This is a genomic window from Psychrobacter sp. ANT_H56B (genome assembly GCF_008369245.1).
GTDB lineage: Bacteria > Pseudomonadota > Gammaproteobacteria > Pseudomonadales > Moraxellaceae > Psychrobacter > Psychrobacter cryohalolentis.
On record NZ_VOBF01000015.1, the window covers coordinates 1 to 21,965 of the forward strand.

Genomic DNA, 21,965 nt, shown 5'->3' on the forward strand with positions numbered 1-21,965 from the left:
TTTAATTTGAGTTAACTTAAAAGTAATTTTTTCGGTTGGCTAAATTGTCTAAGCGGTAAATCACTTCAACCCGCCTTCCTCTCCGACTGGGTGGCAGTATACGCTGTTTTAGTAGAGGGTCAAGGGGGTTTGCCCGATATTTTGGCGATTATCTATCCTTATCATCAATACCATCCATTTATCAGTCAGTTAGGGTTGAAAGTACTTTTACCTTTACCAAAATCAATTCTTGTCCTTAGTTAGTGCTTATATATAGCCTCATAGCTTCTTCTATATATAACACTTTTATAGCTTACCTATCTTTTTGAAGAAGTCTTTATAAGCAGAGACTTTTTTATCTAATGCTAAAGGATAGGCGCGCGAAGTAGAAGGCAGTCTATATAAGGTTAAACTATTAACATCAGATTTTTTATTATCTTTATCCTGCCACTTATAAGGATAGTCCATACTTTGATTGGTCTTAGGATGCTTTGATTTGGCAGGTGGTTCAGCTAATAAGTTCAGTAAGACCTCTGTTGCCTTACCACCAGTGGTGAATAGCGCCTGTACTTTCGGTACTTGCGGCAAAATTGTGTCTAGATCGACGGTGGTCACGACCGTAAGGTCTTTATCAGACGCATTGCCTGTTTCACGAATCGCTTGTACTACCGTGGGACAAGAGGCAATACCACGCTCAAACATAAAGGCTCGAATGCGCTCAGGATCAAAGCGTTTCTCCTCCCCTACTCTAAAATAATCCGCATCATCAAAAAATACGCATCCATAAATGCGCCACATGTCATTTTGAAAATTGGGATAATGGAACCTCATTGCCCATTTATCGGCAGTGGGCGGAAAACTGCCCATCATCATGACGGTGGCATCAGGTGGTAGGACAGGACCAAAAGGATGGGTTTCGATATTTGCGCTATCGGTCTTTAATTTCTGTGTCCACACAAAGTCGTTAGCAGCTTTTTGTGGATGGGTGAGATTATTCAGTGAGGTTTTGGTCATAAGATTCTTCATCAGAAAAGCGGTTTTTTTGCTATCATAGCAGGGTTAAACACTACTTCATTTGTTATAGCGCTATATAGTCAAACATAGTCGGCTTAAACAAAACCGAGCTCGTTATAATTGCCTTTGGCTTACTTTTTGTTAAAGTATTAAGCTTACTATTGATGGGCTAAATATAGGGTTGAAGTGCAGTAAGTGTTTGTATCTTTTATACTAATCAAGCATCAGACCAAAAACCCAAGAGAATACTTATGAGCGACTTAAAAATCACTGTTATCGATCACCCGTTAGTCCGTCATAAACTCAGCCTTATGCGCGAAAAAGACTGTAGTACTTATAAGTTTCGTACATTAACCAAAGAGCTTGCGCGCTTGATGGCATATGAAGCAAGCCGCGATTTTGAAATTGAAACCTTTCCGATGGAAGGCTGGTGTGGTGAAATCGTTGGTGAGCAAATCATCGGTAAGACGGCAACTATCGTACCGATTTTACGTGCAGGTATTGGTATGCTTGATGGGGTACTCGATTTGATTCCTACGGCAAAAATCTCTGTCGTTGGTTTACAGCGTGATGAAGAAACCTTACAACCGGTGCCGTTCTTTGAAAAGTTTGTCAGCCATATGGACAAACGCCCAGCCCTTATCATTGACCCAATGTTAGCCACTGGCGGCTCTATGGTTGCAACTATCGAAATGCTTAAGAAAAACGGCTGTACCAATATCAAAGCCTTGGTATTAGTTGCGGCACCTGAAGGCGTCCGTGTAGTCAATGAAGCACATCCTGACGTGACTATTTATACTGCTGCATTAGATAGTCATTTGGATGAGCACGGTTATATTATTCCAGGTCTGGGCGATGCGGGCGATAAAATCTTTGGTAAGCAATTATTTAATAAGTAAGCCAAAGCAGATAAACTAAGACAAGCTGTCGTCTCAAACAACATGACATATGTACAAAACATCAATGATAAGGATATAAGATGAACGTATTGATTACAGGGGCAAGCGCGGGTTTCGGTAAAGCGCTGGCTGAGCGTTTGATTGCCAAAGGTCATCGCGTGATTGGCTGTGCCAGACGCTTAGACAAACTAAATGCTTTGGCAGAAACTTTGGGCGAGGCGTTTTTACCTGTGGTTATGGATGTGAGTGATACAGCGTCTATCCCGCAAATCATTGCAGATTTGCCTGTTGATTTTAAACAAATCGATGTCTTGGTAAATAATGCGGGACTGGCACTTGGTACAGAGCCTGCTCACAGTGCTAGTCTTGATGATTGGATGCGTATGACCGATACCAATATTAAAGGGTTGATGGCGCTGACTCACGCGGTCTTGCCAGCCATGGTCGCACGCGATAGCGGTTATATCATTAATGTCGGCTCAATTGCCGGAAGTTGGCCTTATTTTGGTGGTAACGTCTATGGCGCGACCAAAGCCTTTGTCAAACAGTTTAGCTTAAATTTGCGTGCGGATCTCATCGGTACGCAAGTGCGCGTGACCAACCTTGAACCGGGTAATGTCGCGGGTACTGAGTTTTCAAACGTGCGTTACCACGGCGATGACGATAAAGCTGCTCAGGTTTACGACGGCTTTAAAACCATGACCGGCGATGATATCGGCGATATTTTATTATGGTTGATTGAATCGCCTGCTCATATTAATGTCAATCGCTTGGAAGTCATGCCTGTCGCGCAAACTTATAACGGACTAACGATTGCTAAGCAAGACTCTTAAAATTTTAGCTGACTGTTTGGCCTATTAACGTAATTCATAAGACCGAAGCAATATAGTCGCATCTATGTTGCTTCTTTTTTTGCTACTGACATTCTCTTCATTGACCAAGCGCAACTCTTGAAAATCTAAAATCAGTACTTCATTACGCAAGCGCTCGCTAGTGCGTTTATTGTGCCGTATCGGAAATCCTAAGACTTGTTTACCTTTAATCACTATCTGATTGATAATCGTGGTCGAATTATTGATGGTAGCTTTTTCACTTAACTTTTGAGCATTAATGATGGCGGTAACAGGATTAACAGTTGTAATTAACACCTTTGTCCGACGCACACTTTTTGGTAAATCCCCTGCAAAAAACAATACCTGCTCTAATGGTAAATACTGCGCGTGACGCATCAATTCCTGACGAAACAGCGAAGGCATATCAATATTGAAACTGTCTTCTGTTTGCTGAGAGAACGCCGTAAAATTACGATGTAAATAACGTCCAAACACGCTGCTATTAATCCAGTCTTGATAAATATCATTGGCTAGCAATTGCTTGGTGAAAGCATCGGCGTCTAGTGTGATATCTGCTGTTAACATCTCCATCAATAATGTCTGTGGACTAGCAAAGTTCTGCTGCTGCCAGATTTGCGGATATAGGCTGCTATCAAGCAATGGTAAATTTGACTTGTTCATAGACTGATATCCTTATATTTTACTTGCTGACGTTTGATTCGATTGATCACAGTCTATGACAAGTCGCTACTTTTACCGCTCAACTGCTTTTAACCCTAAACAGCTTTTATGTTATGGTCAGTTACCTATTTTAATATAGCAGTCTTTTAGAAATGAGATAAAGACTTTTGCTACGATATATTTTGGCTAAATCGACTTGGTAAAACCGATTAATGAAAACAAGGTGCATTGCCTTATGAAGAGAAATTTAATCAAACTGCCTGCTAACTATCAGTTGAAAATAATTGATATCGCTTTGACTGACGGCACATTACTACCCGTATCTGTCATAGGAAATGGTAAACCCATGCTACTCTTGCATGCCTATGGTATGGATGCGCGTGAGTTTTTGCCGTTTATTTTACCCTTAGTTGGCAACTACGCATTTTATCTACCGCATTTGCGAGGGTTTGGGGCGGCAAAAGATATCAAGCTGACCCAGTTTGATTTTGTGCGTCAGTATGCAGATGATACTAGTGTCGTCATTGAGCAAATTTGCTTAGCACGCAGTATAGAATCCTTGCCAGTTGCCGCCATCTCGATGGGCGCGCAAGTGATGTGGGCGTATTTTGAGCGTTATGGTAGCGAAAGAGTCAGCCGCTATTTGAATATTGACCAAAGTCCCGCTATTCATAATCAACCTGATTGGCAAGGTGGCTTGTTTGGCACGCGCCAGCAAGAAGTATTCGATATCTTTCATGAGGTGATTGATAAGACTTTGCCTTATGCTGACATCGAAAGCTTTACCCACCTGCCTTTTGCTCTTAAACGCCGTGCAACGGATGTCGAACGACTATTTTCTCTGTTATCCGTCAATCGCACGCGCTCAAAAGCTTTTATACAAGTGATGACCTATAAAAACGATCCCAAACTTGCACTTTATGAACACAGTATTTGGCATCATAAAATGTGCTGCTTACAAGCCTATCTGACCTTACCCTATGACTTCCGCGGCGCGATAGAACAGGTCACTATTCCAGTAGTTAATCTGATTGGCGGGCGCTCCAAACTTTACAATGCTAAGTGGCAGCAAAAAGTCACCCAGATGCTACCCAATGCAACTGAGGTAGTGTTGCCGCACTCAGGTCATGCAGTACCGATGGATGAACCTGTTGGGTTTTATAAAGTGTTAAAGAGTTTTTTGGAAACTTAAGCATAACATTACGATGTCACTTAAAAACTCTATAATCGACACTATAACTTTACAACACGTCATAGTAATTACTCAAACCTACTTTTATACTAAAAAGCTGACGTTCGCCTTCATTAACCAAAAAACCAAATCAAAAAAGTGCGTCATTATAAAAACTTTATAATAGTATAAAAAGGATCTGAACATGCCATATGTAAAAGTTGCAACACAAAACGAGCAACCTGTCGAACTGTATTACGAAATCCAAGGTACCGGCAAACCTGTCGTGTTAATTCATGGTTGGCCATTAAGCGGACGGGCATGGGAGTCACAACTTCCTGTGCTGGTTGAGGCTGGTTATCAAGTGATTACGTATGATAGACGTGGTTTCGGGAAATCCTCCCAGCCATGGAATGGTTATGATTACGATACTTTGGCACAAGATTTAAAAGCCTTGATGGATGAGCTAGATTTAACAAATGCTACTATCGTCGGCTTCTCTATGGGCGGCGGCGAAGTGGCACGTTATCTTGGGAAATATGGTTCTGAGCGTATCAGTAAAGCAGTATTAGCCTCTGCTGTGCCGCCTTATTTATATAAAACAGATGACAATCCTGAAGGTGGTCTAGAAAAGCAAGATATTCAGGAATTCTTAGATGGTGTCAGCGGTGACCGTATTGCCTTCCTAAATGATTTTACTAAGAAGTTTTTTACCCCAAAAGACGGCACGTTATTAGTTAGTAAACCATTACGCTTATATAACCGTGATATTGCTGCATTTGCCTCCGCCAAAGCTAGCTACGATTGTGTTAAAGCTTTTAGCTATACCGATTTCCGTGATGACCTAAAAGTATTTGATGTACCAACTTTGGTCATTCATGGCGATGCAGATCAAATCGTACCGTTAGAGGTCAGTGGTCAGCGTTCGCACGAAATGATTGCAGATAGTCAACTTCATATCGTTGAAGGCGGCCCGCACGGTATCAATGTGACGCATGCTAAAGAATTTAATGAAGCTTTAATTGATTTTTTAAACAGCTAATGAATTTTGTATATAAACAAGAAAGCGACCTTGAATGGTCGCTTTTTTTGATTATAAGTTATCAGAAAATTCTTAGGTTTAATCAGCCAAGGCTTTAATCAACTCAAATCTTGGTACTTTTTCACCATCTACCGTGACAGTTTCAGAAAACATCACTAACGGTCTTACCCAAACGCCATACTCACCGTAGAGACAGCGATAAACGACTAACGCTTCTTCCGTTTCGGAATGCTGCGCAGTATGCAAGACTTGGTAAAGGCTGCCTTTGTAATGGCGGTAGATACCTTGGGGGATAGGTTTTGTCATGATTGCACCCTAATTTCTATTATAAATGCACGAATCAAATACTTTCTCATTATATTTATATCGCAAAAATAGATAAGGTCGACCATCATGTCGACCTTATTCTTATTATCAATAGCTTGTCTCAATAAATTATTAAGCTACTGTCACTTTCGCATAAGCCTTTTTGCCTGCTTGGATAACAACCGTCTGACCTGAGGTTAAGCTAAAGCCCGCGTCGACGACTTCGCCATCTACTTTCACCGCGCCGCGTTTAATCATGTCTTTAGCCGATGAGCTATTTTTGGCAAGCTCTGCTTGGTTTAATATCTGCGTGATAAATAATGCGTCCTGCCCTTCTAAATCTAAGGTCACTTCTGGTAAATCGACTGGCAATTCGCCATCAGCAAGCACGTTACCCGCTGACTTGTGAGCATTAGCCGCAGCATCGGCATCATGGAAACGCTCAATCAATTCTTCAGCAAGAATACGTTTGACTTCTTGTGGATTGCGACCGTTTTCCATCTCTGCCATTAACGCTTCGACTTCTTCCATCGGCTTAAAGCTTAAAAACTCAAAGTAGCGACGGATTAAAGTATCTGGCATCGACAGCAGTTTTTGATACATGGTGCCCGGCGCATCGTAAATGCCGACATAGTTGCCAAGTGACTTAGACATTTTATTAACACCGTCTAGTCCTTCTAAGATTGGCACGGTAATACAAACCTGCGGCTCTTGACCGTAACGACCTTGCAAGGTGCGTCCCATCAGGATGTTAAAGGTTTGGTCAGTACCGCCAAGCTCGACGTCGGCTTTTAGTGCGATAGAGTCATAACCTTGCACCAATGGGTAGAGAAACTCATGAATAGCAATCGGCGTTTGCGCCGCGTAGCGTTTAGAGAAATCATCGCGCTCAAGCATACGCGAGACGGTCAACTGGCTAGAAAGCTGGATCATATCGCCCGCTGACATGTCTTTAAACCATTCAGAGTTGAAGACAATCTTGGTTTTTTCTTTATCCAAAATCTTAAAGACTTGTTCCGCATAAGTCTGCGCATTGACTTTGATTTGCTCATCGGTCAATGGCGGACGCGTGCTGTTTTTGCCAGAAGGGTCACCAATCTTGGCGGTATAATCGCCGATTAGAAAATAAATCTCATGACCCAAATCTTGAAAATGCTTCAACTTATTGATCAGCACAGTATGACCCAAATGCAGGTCAGGCGCGGTAGGATCAAAGCCTGCCTTGATACGCAGCGGACGATTCAGTTTCAACTTCTTAACCAAATCTTCTTCAGATAGGATTTCTTGTGTACCGCGTTGGATTATCGCTAGTTGTTCTTCTAAGGTGTAAGTTTCGGTGGTCATGATGCTCTCTTTATTGTCTTTATTTAAAGGGTAAAGCGTTTGGGCTATTTAGAATCTCGTAGCCATCAAAAAATGTTAGAATTTGACAGATATACTAGCGTTTTTTAAGGTAAATTGCCATGACCAACCCTGCATCGATTGCTGATAGTCAGCATAATAATTTTTCAGATCTGAGTTTAGATAATGATTTTGATAGCCGTCTAGATAATATGGACGATTTAAACTATGCCACCTTGACCGATGCGCTCGAACAAACGGTGTTTAAAAACTTCGATGATGGCTTATATATAGGTATGATGTCGGGCACTAGCTTAGATGGTATGGACGCGGTCCTTTGTCAATTCAGTGAGAAAGATAATACCCGGCAACCGATGCACTTGTTAGCGACTCATAGCCAAGATTTCCCGCCGCGTCTGCGTGAAGTGCTATTAGCATTGTGTCAGCCTAATGGGATTCAAGCATTAACGCCATCCGATGATGAACCAAATAGCGAACTAGACTGGTTTGGCTGGGCAAGTAAAGAATATGCAGAATTTTCAAGCGACGTGGTTAATACGTTATTGCAGCAATCAAATACTGATAGTGAATCTGTACTAGCGATTGGCTGTCATGGTCAAACGGTACGCCATCGTCCGCAGATGGGTTTTAGCTTGCAATTGGTCGATGCCAATATCATTGCTGAACGTACGGGCATTAGCGTCGTCAGTGATTTCCGTCGCCGTGATATGGCAGTCGGTGGTCAAGGTGCGCCTTTGGTTCCAGCTTTTCATCAAGCATTGTTTGCGGTGCCTGATAGCACGCGTGTGTTATTAAACTTGGGCGGTATTGCTAATATCGCTGTCTTGCCAGCGATTTCTAATGACCTTGTAGATTCTAATGAACACTCAGAAAATCAGCCATCTGATAGCGTGGTTGGTTATGATACCGGTCCTGCCAATCTATTATTGGATGCGTGGACAACATTGCACACGGACAAGGATTATGATGCGGGCGGTACATGGGCACAGTCAGGTCAAGTCGTTGAGCCTTTACTGAATCAGCTATTAGAGCATCCATTTTTTAAGAAAACCTATCCAAAAAGTACGGGGCGTGAAGATTTTAACTTAGCATGGCTACAAGATGAGTTACAAAAATTCGACCAGGCTTCTGCTGATGTTCGCTACTCATCCGCCGACGTACAAGCAACGCTCACTGAGCTGACCGCCATCAGTGCCAGTGCGCAAATCAATTTATTTATCAATGCTAGTAGCAATAATGCTGTTTATGTCTGCGGCGGCGGGGCGTTAAATAATTATTTAATGACTCGCTTACAAGTACATCTGCCACGATGCAAAGTAGAAACGACAGCCAGCTTAGGACTTGAGCCAACTTGGGTAGAAGCCGTTGCCTTTGCTTGGTTAGCAAGACAAACACTTATGGGTGAAACCGGTAACTTGCCTGCCGTGACAGGCGCAAGCAAAGGCGTGGTATTAGGACAAGTATGTTTTGCCTGAGCGGTCAAATTTTAGTTTACATGCGTACACCTATGTGTTTTATAATGGCTTTAGAAATACACTCCTCTTAGGATCTGTCAGTATAGGATATAGCGAATGAGCCAGCACAGCAGTTTACCGAACGACTCACTTATCGACCAAGCTACGAATAGTACTGTTAATAACCCTATTGCCACCGCTCAGACAAAAAAACGTCATAAGCCGCCACATTTTGAACGCACTGATGAGATGCGCGTTGTCGTGACAGGTATGGGCGCGGTCACGCCATTGGGATTAGATGTCGAAAGCTCGTGGGCGAAACTACTCAAAGGTGAAAGCGGCATCACAGCTATTAGTCATTTTGATGCATCTGGTTATCGTGCGCAAATCGCAGGCGTGGTCAAAGACTTCGATCCAAAGCAATACATGAATGCTAAAGACGCACGCCGTTATGATGATTTTATGCATTATGCGGTTGCTGCTTCCTCGATGGCGCTACAGCAAGCAGGTTTTATCAATGAAGTAAGCGCTGCTGACGCTCCGGTACAAGGTGTTGATCAAGAACGCTTTGGTGTCATTATAGGCTCAGGTATTGGTGGTATTCAAAACATCGAAAATAGCCGTGATACTTTACGTGAAAAAGGTGCCAGTAAAGTCTCTCCCTTTATCATTCCAGGCTCTATCGTCAATATGGCAGCAGGACTGGTGGCAATCAAACATACTTTAAAAGGTCCAAACCTTGCAACGTCCACTGCTTGCACTACAGCAACTCATGCAATTGGTCTGGCAGCGCGCTTGATTGCTTATGGCGACGCCGATGTGATACTAGCAGGCGGTAGTGAAAAAGGCTCAAGCCCACTTGGTATCTCAGGTTTTGGTGCTATGCATGCCCTCTCAACCCGCAATGATGAGCCTACCCGCGCCTCACGCCCGTTTGATAAAGACCGCGATGGTTTTGTGCTTGGGGATGGCGCAGGTGTCATGGTACTAGAAAGTCTTGCTCACGCAAAAGCGCGCGGTGCGACGATACTGGCTGAATTGGTTGGCTTTGGTATGAGTGATGATGCCAGTCACATTACTGCGCCGCCAGAAGATGGTAGTGGCGCAGCACGTGCTATGCGTAATGCTTTAAACGATGCTGGTATTGAGCCGTCAGTCGTAGGCTATGTAAACGCTCATGGCACTAGCACGCCTGCCGGTGATGTCGCGGAATCTATCGCCATTGAAACGGTATTTGCCCCGGTGAAAGATAGCATCTTGGTCAGCTCCACCAAATCAATGACCGGTCATCTACTTGGCGCTGCGGGCGGCGTTGAAGCCATCTTTACTGTGCTTGCTTTGCAACATCAGCAAGTACCACCAACGATTAATTTGGACAATGTTGAAGATAACTGTAATCTGGATTATGTCGCCAACCAATCACGCCAAGTTGAGAACTTGCAGTATGCCGTATCCAATAGCTTTGGTTTTGGCGGCACCAATGGTTCACTGATATTTGCCCGCTGGCCACTCAATGATTAAAGCATTAAGCTTATGAGTGAGGCCTTGTAACCTTGGTGGCAGATTTACTACGATTGTCTACTTGCAGCCCCTTATCATCCTTGCGTATGATAAGGGGTAATTTTTGCAACATTTATGGACGATACCATGTCAAGCTATTCATTTTCTCATCAGTTTTATCAGCGCTGGACGTGTGCACCAGAGCCTATCCGTGCCTCAATCATCCAAGAACTCACCGATATCACGACTTTATTGAAAGCTGAAACGCCATTTGAAACCTTTGTGTTTAGTACCCATGACCTAGATGCGCATCTTGATGACCTTTATGAGAATCACGAAGCTGAGCAAACTATCGCCAAGGCAATCGCTGATAAACAAGCGGCAGAACAGCTAATTTTTGAACAACAGCGTTTAGAAGAAGAACAAAAAATCAAAGCGGCAGAAGAGACCAAACGTCAAGAAGAGGCTCAATTAAAAGAGGCTAGCAGATTAAAAGAAGAAGCTCTGAAAGAAGAAAATAAGCGCAAAGAAGCTGAAAACGCTCAAAAACAAGTAGGCAAAGAGACTTCTTTAGCTGCTGTAGAGCCGGATACAACCGATACTGATAAGACAAACACTGACAGTATTGCTAATGCCATTATCAATAATGAGTCTGATACTGAGAAACATGCTGTTGCCGGTAAAACCATTAGCGAACATGCTAATGCAATTGATGATGACAGCATCAAAAATGATAGCAGTATTAACGCCATCAACAATAAAGCCAGTTTAGCGATCAGCTTAGCCGTTAAAGATGCCAAGCTCAGCGTCACTCATAAAGACTTAATTCATGAGCTTGAAATGCAGATTGACGATTATTTGAGCGATCAGATGATGCTGATGTCTGAAAACCTAAAATCTTGGCTACGTGCTGAGATGACTCAACATTTAAGCGAGCAAGACAAAAATCTTTCTAACGGTAATCTTCCAAAAAACTAAACGCATTCTCTGAACAAAAAAAAGCCCCATAAATATTTACGGGGCTTTTTTATGCTTGCTTAAAAATGAGCAATGTTTATATGGCTTGCGTACGCTCCGTTAGCCACTCAAGTGCTGCGCCTTCAACACGGTCTTTTAGCTCTGCATAGACTTGGCGATGATAGTCATTCAGCCAATCGACCTCTATTTGACTTAATAATGACGGCTCAATCAAACGCGTATCAATTGGGCAGTAAGTAACAGTCTCAAAATTAAGGAAATTACCAAATTCCGTCTCTACTGGTTGAGCAATACGTTTATTAACCATCAAGTTTTCGATACGGATCCCCCACTTACCTTCGCGGTATAGACCCGGCTCATTACTAGATATCATACCTTCCTTCATCGCACGCTCTTTCGGCGTACTGGCGCTATAAGCAATAACTTGTGGACCTTCATGGACATTGAGGAAGTAACCAACGCCATGACCCGTACCGTGACCATAATCCATTTGAGCTTGCCATAGTGGCGCACGGCAAATCGCATCAATCAGTGGTGAGGCAATACCATCAGGAAAATGTGCTTTTGCTAAAGCAACATGTGCTTTAAGTACGGTGGTAAAGTCGCGTTTGTGTTCGGTGCTTACTTGACCAATGCCAACCACCCGGGTGATATCTGTGGTGCCGTTTTGATATTGAGCACCTGAATCAATCAGTAGCAGTCCGCCTTCGCCTTCATTTACCTCTAAATAGCTGAATTTTTCTGGTGTTGCGCGGTAATGCGGCAAAGCACCGTTTTCATTGAAACCTGCGATAGTCGGGAAACTTGGCGACACATAATGTGGCTGCTGACTACGTACCTCAATCAGCATACTATCAACATCCAGCTCACTTAAACGTTCACCGTCTGCTAAACGCTGCTCAAAGGTGGCAAAAAACTCACATAATGCTGCGCCATCTTGACGCATCGCTTCACGTACATGATCGATGTCAGCGTCAGATTTAACCGATTTTAGCAAAGTACTTGGCGCCATTTGCTCAATAAAACCTACGCCATCGGCCATTTTAGATAGCGTACCCACTGCCACTTTACTCGGGTCTAATAGCAATAAGTCATCGGCTATGAGCGTACCCAATGCGTCTTGCACTGCCTCATAATCAGCAATTGCGATACCGCTATCTTTCAAGCTTTGTGCTATCTCGCTACTGACTTTATTATTATCAATAAACAAGGTCGCGTCGTTTTCGCTAATGAGCATATGTGCCAAAAACACAGGATTATAATCAACATCAGCGCCGCGTAAGTTGGTCAGCCAAGCAATATCATCTAAGCTCGAGAGCAAATGATGCGTCGCCCCTGCCTCTGCCATACCCGCACGGACGGCGGCAAGTTTGTCGATAGCAGACTGCGCTAAAAACTGTGCATCATGTACATATAAACTGGCTGCTGGCAATGCTGGACGGTCAGTCCATACTTCCGTCAATAGATCACGCTCAGTAATTAAGGTAATATCATTGGCTTCAAAGGCATCAAGCAAGCGATCTTGCTCAGCGATAGACAGTACATTGCCATCGACTGCCACGCTATCACCTTCCGCCAAATGCGTAGCTAACCAATCGATATGGTTTGGCTGACCCGGTGCTAGCTTCTCTAAAGTAATACCCGTGCCATCCAACTGCTCAGCTGCATGTACCCAGTAGCGGCTGTCGGTCCACAGACCAGCAAAGTCAGGGGTAACGACCAATGTACCGACCGAACCGGTAAAGCCTGACAACCAAAGCCTCGCCTGCCAATATTCTGGTAAATACTCAGACAGATGCGGATCAGCAGAAGGGACCATAATCGCAGTAAGGTCTTGTGCTGCTAGGGTTTGACGTAAGATCTCGATACGATCATGGATGGCTTGTTTATTCATTAGGTAATTCCTTATGAGTGTTTAAAAATTAGTATTTAAAACAGTTTTTAAAAAATAACGTGAGGCGACTATGGATAGCCGTCTTATTTGAGAAATTGCTTTGGTTCTTCATGTGAATTAAAAAATAACAAAGATTAGGCAAATGATATTAGGCAAAGTCATTTTGCATAGTAATCAGACAAGGTTGATGAAGCGTAAGAGTAAAAACAATACCCTTAGATGTTTGGGCAGACAGTCAGCTTTCAATAGCCTTAGGCAAATATCTTACCAAATTAAAAAATAAGACTTGCTACCCATAATGGTAACACGTCTTATCATCAGTCACTGACTTGGACCAGTCATCTAATCAATAACTGGTTATCTAGCTGGCTTGATCCGCATGCTCGCTTTGCTTGAGCATATTATTGATAGGTTTTGCCAATAATAGCAAGATAACTGCCGTCACTACCAAAAAGACAGTCATAGTGGTAAACAATCCGGGTAATCCTTCAATCTTATCTGCTGATACATGACCACCAAAGAATGCCGCAACTAAGTTGCCAAGTGCAACAGAAGCAAAGAACAGTCCCATCATCTGCCCTTGCATACCTTTTGGCGCAAGCTTCGTCATAGCAGACAACCCAACAGGGCTCAGTGCCAACTCACCAAGCGTCAGTAGTAATAGACTACCAACCAACCATAAAGGTGATGCCAAGCCGCCATCAGCGGTTAAGATGCTTTTTGATGCAAATATCATCAAGGCAAAACCAGCAGCCGCAAGTAACATACCAAGCGCAAACTTCGTCATACTACTTGGCTCAAGACCTCGATTGCCAAGCTTGACCCATAAAATACTAGCTATAGGCGCTAATATTAAGATAAACAACGGATTCAATGATTGAAACCAGATACTGGGTACTTCAAACCCTAAAACATTTAGATCTGTATAGCGATCGGCAAACAAGTTAAAAGACGTTGGTTGCTGCTCAAAACTTGACCAAAATAGCGTCGAGCCAATAATCAAAATAAAGCAAATCAACAAGCGCAGCTTATCTGTTTTATCCAGTCTTGGTGAAATAGCCATTACTGCAAAATATAAGATGACCACTGCAGCAATGACATAAGTCATATATTCTGCAACCATCTCAGGGTTAAATGGCATGATACCAGTGGATACTAAAATCACAATGGCAACTAGCAAAGCTAAGAATCCTGCAACCCACTGACCGACGTTTTTAAATAGTCCTGTCGTTTGCTCCCATTCAGGGGTGATATTTTTGGCACTGGCATAACGATTTAACGTCTTTTTAGCAGAAAAGCGGTAAATGATTAGCGAAGCCAACATACCAAGTCCACCAACGCCAAAACCTATATGCCACATCCCTTTTTCTTTAAATACGCCCACAATCAGTGCTGCCAATAGCGCGCCAATATTGATACCCATATAAAATAAAGTAAATCCACCATCGCGGCGCGAATCGCCCTTAGGGTATAAGGCACCAACCATCACTGAGATACAGGTTTTAAACAAGCCTGAACCCAAGACGATACAGATGAGACCCATAAAGAACAGCGTCATACCGAACATAGCAGAAAGCGCGATACACAAATGACCCAATGCAATAATAATACTGCCCCACCATAGCGCACGCTCTTGACCCAGCCAATTGTCAGCTAGCCAGCCGCCTGGAACGGCTGCTAAATACAACGAACCGGCAAAAATACCATAAATGGCAGAGGCAGTCACTTCATCAAAGCCAAAACCCCCACTACCGACAGTCGCTACCATAAACAATACGAGTAGCGGACGGATACTATAATAAGAAAAACGCTCCCACATTTCAGTGAAAAATAATGGGCGTAGCGGCTTAGGATGTCCCATAAAGCCGTTTTCTAGCGATGCCAATTCGGCAGCACTCACCTCTGATTTTGATTCTATATTCATAAATCTATTCCCTTAAATTCCACTTAGATAATGCCCCAATTCCTAATTCTTTTAGTCAGTGGTTTTATAGGCGCAATATTGTTTCACCTGCTCGGAAGCAAGTAAAGAGAGAATTGGTCAATAATTACACAAACAACCATAAAAAAACCCCGCTCTCCATGATTGAGAACGGGGTTTTTATGGTTGTGCTGAGTCGTAATCATAGCAGCAATAGCAATGTCACTAAGTAGAGACTGAACGCTACATTTAGAGACTTAATTATAGACATCTTGCTCATCACTATATTTATGCTATCACTCTAAGACAGCAAAATTACTGTGCAGCAGGCGCTTTTTCAGTAGTTTCCGCTGCTACTCCATCAGCAGGTTCTGCTGTTAAATCAGCATCGGCAACTGCCGCTTGACTTACTGTACCTTCAGCAGTAGCTGTACCTGCTTCTGCGCTAACAACGGCACTATCAGCGTCAGTTGCTGGAGTCACTGTCGCATCTGCGGGAGTAGCAGTCGCCACTGCGGTATTATCTGCTGCTGGGGCAGTAGCAGTTGCTGCCTCTTCGGTTGCGGTTGCAGGTGCTTCTGCTTCTGCTTCAACTGCTGGCATAGTTTCAGCAGTGATATGCTCTCCCGCTGGGCGCAAGAAACCAGAAATACCGATCAATAAGACGATACCTAAAAATAAGGCGACACCGCCTAAAGTCAACAATAGCTCTTTTTTAGGGTTGTTTTCGACAATATGTTCTGACATACCTTATCCACCTTGCACAAAATATTTAAAATATTGGGCTATTATATCGCAATTTATGTCGATTTGTTAAAACCCTCAACTAATTAAAGGTTTTATTATCGAAAAATATGATAGCCACCGTATATTTACGGTGTAATTACTCAATCGTACGTGTTTGAGGCGTCGATCGTTTGCCAAGATAGCTCAATAACAATAGCAGCGCAATCACGATTAAAATAGGATAATTACCAAAGCGCATAAAAGGGGTATTACCGACACGCGCCTGAACATCGCCACGTAATACGGTACGCTCAAACTGCGGGGCACGTTTAACGATACGCCCTTTGTGGTCAATAATAGCAGTCACACCCGTATTGGTCGCGCGCATAAACCAGCGTCCATTCTCTAGCGCGCGCATCTGTACCATTTGCAGATGTTGCAGCGGACCCGCTGAAGTGCCAAACCATGCATCGTTTGAGATGGTCAATAAAAAGTCAGTATCAATAGCATTTTTGCGCGTGGTATCAGGATAAGCGACTTCATAACATACTGCCGCGCCCAGATTATGCCCACGTACACGCAGTGGTGATTGGCTATCACTACCACGGCTATAGCTCATGATATCTTGGCTACCAGCAAGATTTGGCAAGATATCTAGCATACCCTCAAATGGAATATATTCACCAAAGGGGACCAAACGCTGCTTTTTATACATCCCTTCAGCATCACTACCAAGCGCAATCACACTATTATAAAACGGCGGGTACTTATCCATTTTTGGATCAAAGTCTGCTTGATCTCGATAAGGAATACCTGTGACCCATGTGGTATCGGTTTCTTTTGCCATCTTTACCATTTCATTGATGAAACCAATCGCTTCATCTTGAAACATAGGAATAGAAGATTCTGGCCATACGACAATATCACGTTCCCATTCTGTACTGGTCAAAGTTGCATATATTTTTAGCGTCTCTACTTGGTATTCAGTCAGCCATTTTAAGTCTTGGGGGATATTGCCCTGAATTAACGACACCGACAAATCAGGTGTGCCCTTTGGCTTCGTCCATTGTGGATTGATGAGCCATAAAGAAGTACTAATGATTAATAGCGCAAACGTAGCAATCAGATAACCACCGCGACGGCGAAATTGCTCCACGATACTGGCTGCTAATAATACGGCCACAAACGATACAGCAAACACGCCAGCGACTGGTGCCAATGACGACAGCCAATACTGCTCAGTAAACGCATAACCGACAAACAGCCACGGAAAGCCTGTAAACAGCCAAGTCTTCATCCACTCTTGCAATATCCATAGCGCGGCAAATGATAACGGCTGCTTGCCAACCAGCCGATTAAAAGTCAGCGCCAAAAAGCCATGGAATAACCCCATGCCCAGACCCATTAGCGCAATCATAATCAGCGCAAGCCATACTGGCGTATCACCATACACATGAATAGAGGTATATAACCAAAACGCCCCCACACACCAAAGCCCTGTGCCATAAGCCTGACCAATGAAAAATGCTCGCTTACCGCTCATCTGTGGTAATAGTAAAGCGTATAAAATCGCCGGAGAAACCAAAGCCACGGGCCAAAAGCCATAAGGCGCGAGTGCAAAGATAAATATTGCGCCTGCCAGCCACGCAATCAATATCGTCAGCACCAAAGGTAAGCCCTTTGGCTTCTCAGGGTTTAGACGTTTTTGCAAATCAACAGTAGACAGACGCATAGCAGTTATCCAAAACTTTATTATTCAGTAATTTCAAATCTTGATGATTCAATCGACGTTTCATATAAAAACAGGCATATTATGCTCAATACAGCCGTCAAAAATCAAACTTGCTCATAATACCAGTCTGTCCAAAATAATGGGTAAATTTGCGTGTTTTATCGACCAATTTATCGACCAAAGAGTGATTACAAATGCTAAAAAACAAAAAACACGATCGCAATCGTGTTTTTTGTATGGTTATGACCTCTGTTAAGCGTATCTTTAATAGCTCTAATCAATAGGCTCAACTTATTCAACAAAGTGTTTAATGGCTGCCAATCAAGATTTGTTGTTCAGGATTAATTTTAGTCAGCTCAAGATTTTGAATAAAACGCCCTTCGACATCAGTGATAGTGATTTGCCAATCGTCTATGACCACGCTCTCACCTTCTAAATCTCCGACATGACCAAGAGTCTGCATGACCAAGCCACCCATAGTATCGACATCAGTATCATCAAAATGACAGCCAAGCTCATCGTTACAATCTTCAATCACGGTAGACGCTTGCACACGCCAAGTATTGGGCTTTTCAGGGTCAGCGACGATATTATTAATGTCACTGTCTTCATCAAAATCATCATGCTCATCGACGATGTCACCGACGATTTCCTCAAGCAAATCCTCCATCGTGACCACACCACCAAAATTGCCAAATTCATCGACAACAATCGCCATATGAACTTGGGTACGCTGTAATGAGCGCAGCAAAGTATCAGAGCGTGCACTTTCACTGATATAGAGTGGCTGACGCACCAAATCTCTTAAGCGCTTGCTACTGATTTTCTCTTCTTCATCGCGCACCATGTGCACCAACAGAGGAATCAAATCTTTTGCCAACAGAATACCAATGACCGCATCGTCATCTTGGCTGTCAAAAACCGGATAGCGCGAATGAGTGGTTTCAAGGATGATGTCCATGACTTCAGCAAGGCTGGCGCTTTCATGTAGCCCAACCACCTGCGGGCGCGGCGTCATGATTTCACGCACTTGTGTTGCAGGCAAATCAAGCACACCTTCTAACATATCCACGGTGTCAGGTTCTAGAAATTGGCGCGAGTCTTGCACCAAACGTATCAGTTCATCTCGGGTTTCGGGGGCGGTCGATAGCCAGCGTTTTAAGCCGCGCATCGACCAACTACTCGGGCTTGGAGCATCTTCAGACATGATGGTGTGAGTTAACCTCTTTAATTAATGTAATGGCAATTAGAATCATAAAAATGATAGATGGGGATAAAAAGGCTAAATAAAACAGTCAGCTTATCATTAAGAGGATATTAAAGCACAAATCATCCATCTTAATCAGGTTTACTTTATCGCAAGGCTTGGCGACATTCAACGTCAAATTCACTCAAATTGTATTGCCAGTGTGTTGCAATTTTTGCTATGGTCAAAGCCTGTTTCTTTCTTAATAAAAGCCAATACAAAGGCAAAATAAACCTTATGTTGCTACGTGCCTTTTTTTCTCGCCTATTTTCGTCGCACTCAACTGGTCATCGTTCAAACAATGGCTTAGGCAATCATCAGTTAAATAATGACAAGGCAAATAGCACATTGAATAAACCATCAAATCGTAAGCCACTAAAAACTAAGCCGACCAAACCCAAGTGGCGATATTATTTGTTGCAATTTTTTATTGCGCTAACGCTGTTACTGTCAGCGGTTTGGCTATTGCTAGCGATTTGGTATCAATTCGGTGGTCAATCAGTTATCGCGTGGTTCACAACCATTACTGTCATTGGGCTACTGGCAGCACTACTTGCTATTCACTTGCGGACAAGCATGGCTGAGAAACTGATAAGCAGGCTCACTGGCATAAGGAAAGTGAATAGTAAACGTATTTCTGCAAAGACTGTTGTTAAAAGCCTTATAGCCACTTATACGGCATTTTGGCTCATCGGTCTTGGCTGGTTTTTCTCTATTGAAGCAGAGCAATCACGTGACTGGATGCCAGAAGTCTCTGAAAGAGTCACTTATAGGCGCGATCCTAGCAATCCTGATCTGATTACACTCACCAATGTACGAAATTTTGATTGGCATACCGACACAGAAGCGACCGAGCGCTGGGAGACGCGCACGATTGATATGTCTAAACTATCGGGTATCGATGTGAGTAATTCGTATTGGATGGGACCACTGATTGCTCATACTTTGGTGAGCTTTCGGTTTGAAGATGAGCGACCGCTTGCCTTTTCATTTGAGATTCGTAAAGAGAATGGCGAATCGTTTTCGGCATTGGCAGGATTTTTTAGACGTTTTGAATTGAGCCTGATTGCCGCTGAAGAGCGCGATATTATCTACACACGTACTAACGCGCGCGGCGAGCAGGTGTATCTGTTTCCCATTAGCCATCTACAGCAGCATGAAGTCAAAGCATTGTTTGAGTCATATTTGACAGCGGCTGATGAGCTTAACGCCAAGCCTGCGTGGTACAACACTTTAACCAGTAACTGTACCAATATTATCTTTTATATGGCGCGACTGGTCAGTGATGATCGTCTGCCATGGGACTACAGGATTTGGGTCTCTGGTTGGTTGCCCAATTATCTTTATGATGCTGGTATGCTAGATACCAATCCCGAAAATAGAGGACAACCTTGGTCGATGGATACCTGGTATGAGCGCACCCATATCAATCCAAAGGTTAAAGGATTTCAGAATAGTGGTGATATTCGTGGCAGCGAATTTTCACGACAAATTCGACAAAGCATTCCGATACCGCCATTGGCTGACTCACAAGCTATTGCCGAAGCAAATGCTCAATCTGCCGCTCAAGCTTCCCATTAATATCACTGCTACAAGAGATTAAAGATTTTAACAATAAAAAGGTCAGAGCTTATTAAGGCTTTACCCAATTCACCACGCGCGTTTCCATCTCTTCATCATCCATACCAATCTCAGTCACGCAGCGCCCTGCTACGCCGACATTGGCAGCGCGCATTTGTTGCTGAGTTGCCACTGCATCTTGAGTCAATAATAAATGCCAATTTGGCAAGCTTTGCCCTTTATATAAGCGTTTATAGGCACAGTGCGACGGTAGCCACATCATATTTGGCAGATTTTCAATGGTCAGCTGAATGCAATCTGGCACATGCTCTTGGCGTGTCGCATAATGCCTGCAATAGCCGGTCGCACAGTCCATTAGCTGGCAAGTTACATCAGTATATTCGACAAAATCTTCATCAACATTACCCTGCTCGTCCTCATCAATATATTTAATCAAGCAGCAACTGCCGCAGCCATCACACAAGGCTTCCCATTCGCTAGGGTTTAATTCTGCTAGCGTATAGCGTGACCAAAACTGCGGGCGCAGTGATTCAGTCGAGCCACCTTCAAATAATAAAGGGGTGTCCGTAGCAGCTCTTAAGTGGGATTTATCGTTATTTAACAAATTTAGGGTCATAAAACTGCCGTATCATTTTGACAAAGAGCGTTACAGTATTATAGCTGTTTTTGACTAAGTTGGGCGTTATGGTAGTAAAGGTCAGCAAATAGATCACTCAAAAAATACAGATATCTGATACTTATAACGTAAATTTCATTACCTAAAAAAAGGACAACACTATGTCAATTAAGACGTTTGAATTAATCAGTACGACAGAAAATGGTATTCAATTGATTAGCTATGTCGCGCTGCCAGAAAATGCGACAGATGATAATCCTGTCGCTGGTATTTTGGTCGCACCAGAGTGGTGGGGCGTAGTCGAGCATCCAAAGAATGTCACTGAACGCTTAGCAAAAGCAGGCTACGCCGCGGTCGCTATGGACGTATATGGTGAAGGTAAGCTAACCTCAGATGCTGCACAAGCAAATATGTGGATGGAGCAAGTATTAGCCGATCAAGATATGCTGATGGCGCGCTGCCGTTTGATTCTCAATGACTTTAGTGATCAGCTAGCCGTTGATAGCGATAACTTAGGCGCAATTGGCTATTGCTTCGGTGGCAAAATCGTCCTCGATATGGCGCGCGAAGGTATGCCCTTAAAAGCGGTCGCTACCTTCCACGGCAACCCATCACCGAAACAGCCTGCCAATGAGCAGTTCACTGCTAAAGTATTGGTTGCTCATGGTCGTGATGACTCTATGGTATCTATGGATGCGATAGAAGGTCTTAAGTCAGAGCTAGATGCGGCGAACATTGATTACACTATTGATGTTTATGATGGTGCTAAGCATGGCTTTACCAATCCAAATGCGGATGAGCGCGCTGCTAAAAATGATGTTGATCTTGGTTACAACGAAACGGCGGCCAAACAGAGCTGGGACAATATGCTAGAGTTTATGAAAGACAATTTGGCATAATAGTTTTTGGGGCTGTAGTAGATAAGGATTAAATATCACACCATTTTCTCAACGTTTTAAGCTGATTAGACGGTGCGCCATAATTGAATCTAAACTCACACTCTTTTAAAAATAGAGGGAAGTTCTTTTTA

19 protein-coding genes and 1 pseudogene are annotated in these 21,965 nt (G+C 43.3%); 9 read left to right on the plus strand and 11 right to left on the minus strand.

The window, feature by feature from the left end; genetic code table 11:
- Positions 1-285 precede the first annotated feature (285 nt).
- Positions 286-993 (minus strand): DNA glycosylase, encoded by a 708-nt coding sequence (locus tag FQ082_RS12525; protein ID WP_262498229.1) that lies wholly within the window; start codon positions 991-993, stop codon positions 286-288.
- Between the two features lie 251 nt (positions 994-1,244).
- On the opposite strand from FQ082_RS12525, the gene upp reads away from it, so the two are divergent.
- Together upp and FQ082_RS12535 are read left to right on the plus strand one after the other, a co-directional pair.
- Positions 1,245-1,892 (plus strand): uracil phosphoribosyltransferase, encoded by a 648-nt coding sequence (gene upp / locus FQ082_RS12530; protein WP_020444377.1) that lies wholly within the window; start codon positions 1,245-1,247, stop codon positions 1,890-1,892.
- Positions 1,893-1,972: 80 nt separating this feature from the next.
- Complete coding sequence (locus FQ082_RS12535) at positions 1,973-2,725, plus strand: SDR family NAD(P)-dependent oxidoreductase (protein WP_149493399.1); 753 nt, start codon at positions 1,973-1,975, stop codon at positions 2,723-2,725.
- 24 nt (positions 2,726-2,749) lie between these two features.
- On the opposite strand, the gene FQ082_RS12540 is transcribed toward FQ082_RS12535, so the two are convergent.
- Complete coding sequence (locus tag FQ082_RS12540; RefSeq protein ID WP_149493400.1) at positions 2,750-3,406, minus strand: hypothetical protein; 657 nt, start codon at positions 3,404-3,406, stop codon at positions 2,750-2,752.
- A 235-nt stretch (positions 3,407-3,641) separates the two neighbouring features.
- Here FQ082_RS12540 and FQ082_RS12545 point away from each other — a divergent pair, with 235 nt between their 5' ends.
- Both FQ082_RS12545 and FQ082_RS12550 read left to right on the plus strand, forming a co-directional pair.
- On the plus strand, positions 3,642-4,598 hold the full coding sequence (locus FQ082_RS12545) for an alpha/beta fold hydrolase (RefSeq protein ID WP_149493401.1): 957 nt from the start codon (positions 3,642-3,644) through the stop codon (positions 4,596-4,598).
- 184 nt (positions 4,599-4,782) lie between these two features.
- Entirely contained in the window at positions 4,783-5,619 is an 837-nt protein-coding gene (locus FQ082_RS12550) for an alpha/beta fold hydrolase (RefSeq protein WP_149493402.1), read from the plus strand.
- 78 nt (positions 5,620-5,697) lie between these two features.
- Here the strand turns inward: FQ082_RS12550 and FQ082_RS12555 are convergent, their stop codons facing one another.
- Both FQ082_RS12555 and tyrS read right to left on the minus strand, forming a co-directional pair.
- Complete coding sequence (locus FQ082_RS12555) at positions 5,698-5,925, minus strand: DUF1653 domain-containing protein (RefSeq protein ID WP_149493403.1); 228 nt, start codon at positions 5,923-5,925, stop codon at positions 5,698-5,700.
- Positions 5,926-6,057: 132 nt separating this feature from the next.
- Positions 6,058-7,269, minus strand: a complete 1,212-nt coding sequence (gene tyrS, locus FQ082_RS12560; RefSeq protein ID WP_149493404.1) for a tyrosine--tRNA ligase — start codon at positions 7,267-7,269, stop codon at positions 6,058-6,060.
- 119 nt (positions 7,270-7,388) lie between these two features.
- Between tyrS and FQ082_RS12565 the strand changes: the two genes are divergently transcribed.
- The 3 genes from FQ082_RS12565 (at position 7,389) to FQ082_RS12575 (ending at position 11,219) form a co-directional block, all read left to right on the plus strand.
- On the plus strand, positions 7,389-8,762 hold the full coding sequence (locus FQ082_RS12565) for an anhydro-N-acetylmuramic acid kinase (RefSeq protein WP_149493405.1): 1,374 nt from the start codon (positions 7,389-7,391) through the stop codon (positions 8,760-8,762).
- Positions 8,763-8,990: 228 nt separating this feature from the next.
- Positions 8,991-10,262: a beta-ketoacyl-ACP synthase II gene (gene fabF, locus FQ082_RS12570; RefSeq protein WP_051130977.1), complete on the plus strand. Its 1,272-nt coding sequence runs from the start codon at positions 8,991-8,993 to the stop codon at positions 10,260-10,262.
- 114 nt (positions 10,263-10,376) lie between these two features.
- Positions 10,377-11,219, plus strand: coding sequence for a cell envelope integrity protein TolA (locus FQ082_RS12575; RefSeq protein ID WP_149493406.1), 843 nt, complete (start codon positions 10,377-10,379; stop codon positions 11,217-11,219).
- A 76-nt stretch (positions 11,220-11,295) separates the two neighbouring features.
- Here FQ082_RS12575 and FQ082_RS12580 read toward each other — a convergent pair whose 3' ends face one another.
- From FQ082_RS12580 to FQ082_RS12600, 5 genes are all read right to left on the minus strand, one after another.
- The gene (locus FQ082_RS12580) at positions 11,296-13,113 is read right to left on the minus strand and encodes an aminopeptidase P family protein (RefSeq protein ID WP_149493407.1); all 1,818 of its coding nucleotides are present in this window, start codon (positions 13,111-13,113) and stop codon (positions 11,296-11,298) included.
- A gap of 361 nt (positions 13,114-13,474) precedes the next feature.
- Positions 13,475-15,037, minus strand: a complete 1,563-nt coding sequence (locus tag FQ082_RS12585; protein WP_149493408.1) for a peptide MFS transporter — start codon at positions 15,035-15,037, stop codon at positions 13,475-13,477.
- 312 nt (positions 15,038-15,349) lie between these two features.
- A complete protein-coding gene (locus tag FQ082_RS12590; protein WP_149493409.1) occupies positions 15,350-15,781 on the minus strand; it encodes a hypothetical protein in 432 nt (143 codons plus the stop codon).
- Positions 15,782-15,917: 136 nt separating this feature from the next.
- Positions 15,918-17,492 carry an apolipoprotein N-acyltransferase gene (gene lnt, locus FQ082_RS12595; RefSeq protein ID WP_149493410.1) on the minus strand — a complete coding sequence of 525 codons (1,575 nt, stop codon included), beginning with the start codon at positions 17,490-17,492 and terminating at the stop codon, positions 15,918-15,920.
- Between the two features lie 307 nt (positions 17,493-17,799).
- A complete protein-coding gene (locus FQ082_RS12600) occupies positions 17,800-18,699 on the minus strand; it encodes an HlyC/CorC family transporter (protein ID WP_011514586.1) in 900 nt (299 codons plus the stop codon).
- Between the two features lie 276 nt (positions 18,700-18,975).
- On the opposite strand from FQ082_RS12600, the gene FQ082_RS12605 reads away from it, so the two are divergent.
- Complete coding sequence (locus tag FQ082_RS12605) at positions 18,976-20,319, plus strand: DUF4105 domain-containing protein (protein WP_149493411.1); 1,344 nt, start codon at positions 18,976-18,978, stop codon at positions 20,317-20,319.
- A gap of 52 nt (positions 20,320-20,371) precedes the next feature.
- Here the strand turns inward: FQ082_RS12605 and FQ082_RS12610 are convergent, their stop codons facing one another.
- Positions 20,372-20,935: a YcgN family cysteine cluster protein gene (locus FQ082_RS12610; RefSeq protein WP_149493412.1), complete on the minus strand. Its 564-nt coding sequence runs from the start codon at positions 20,933-20,935 to the stop codon at positions 20,372-20,374.
- A 161-nt stretch (positions 20,936-21,096) separates the two neighbouring features.
- On the opposite strand from FQ082_RS12610, the gene FQ082_RS12615 reads away from it, so the two are divergent.
- Entirely contained in the window at positions 21,097-21,834 is a 738-nt protein-coding gene (locus FQ082_RS12615) for a dienelactone hydrolase family protein (protein WP_149493413.1), read from the plus strand.
- 28 nt (positions 21,835-21,862) lie between these two features.
- Here FQ082_RS12615 and FQ082_RS12620 read toward each other — a convergent pair.
- A pseudogene (locus FQ082_RS12620) lies at positions 21,863-21,965 on the minus strand (IS1595 family transposase); the annotation flags it as partial.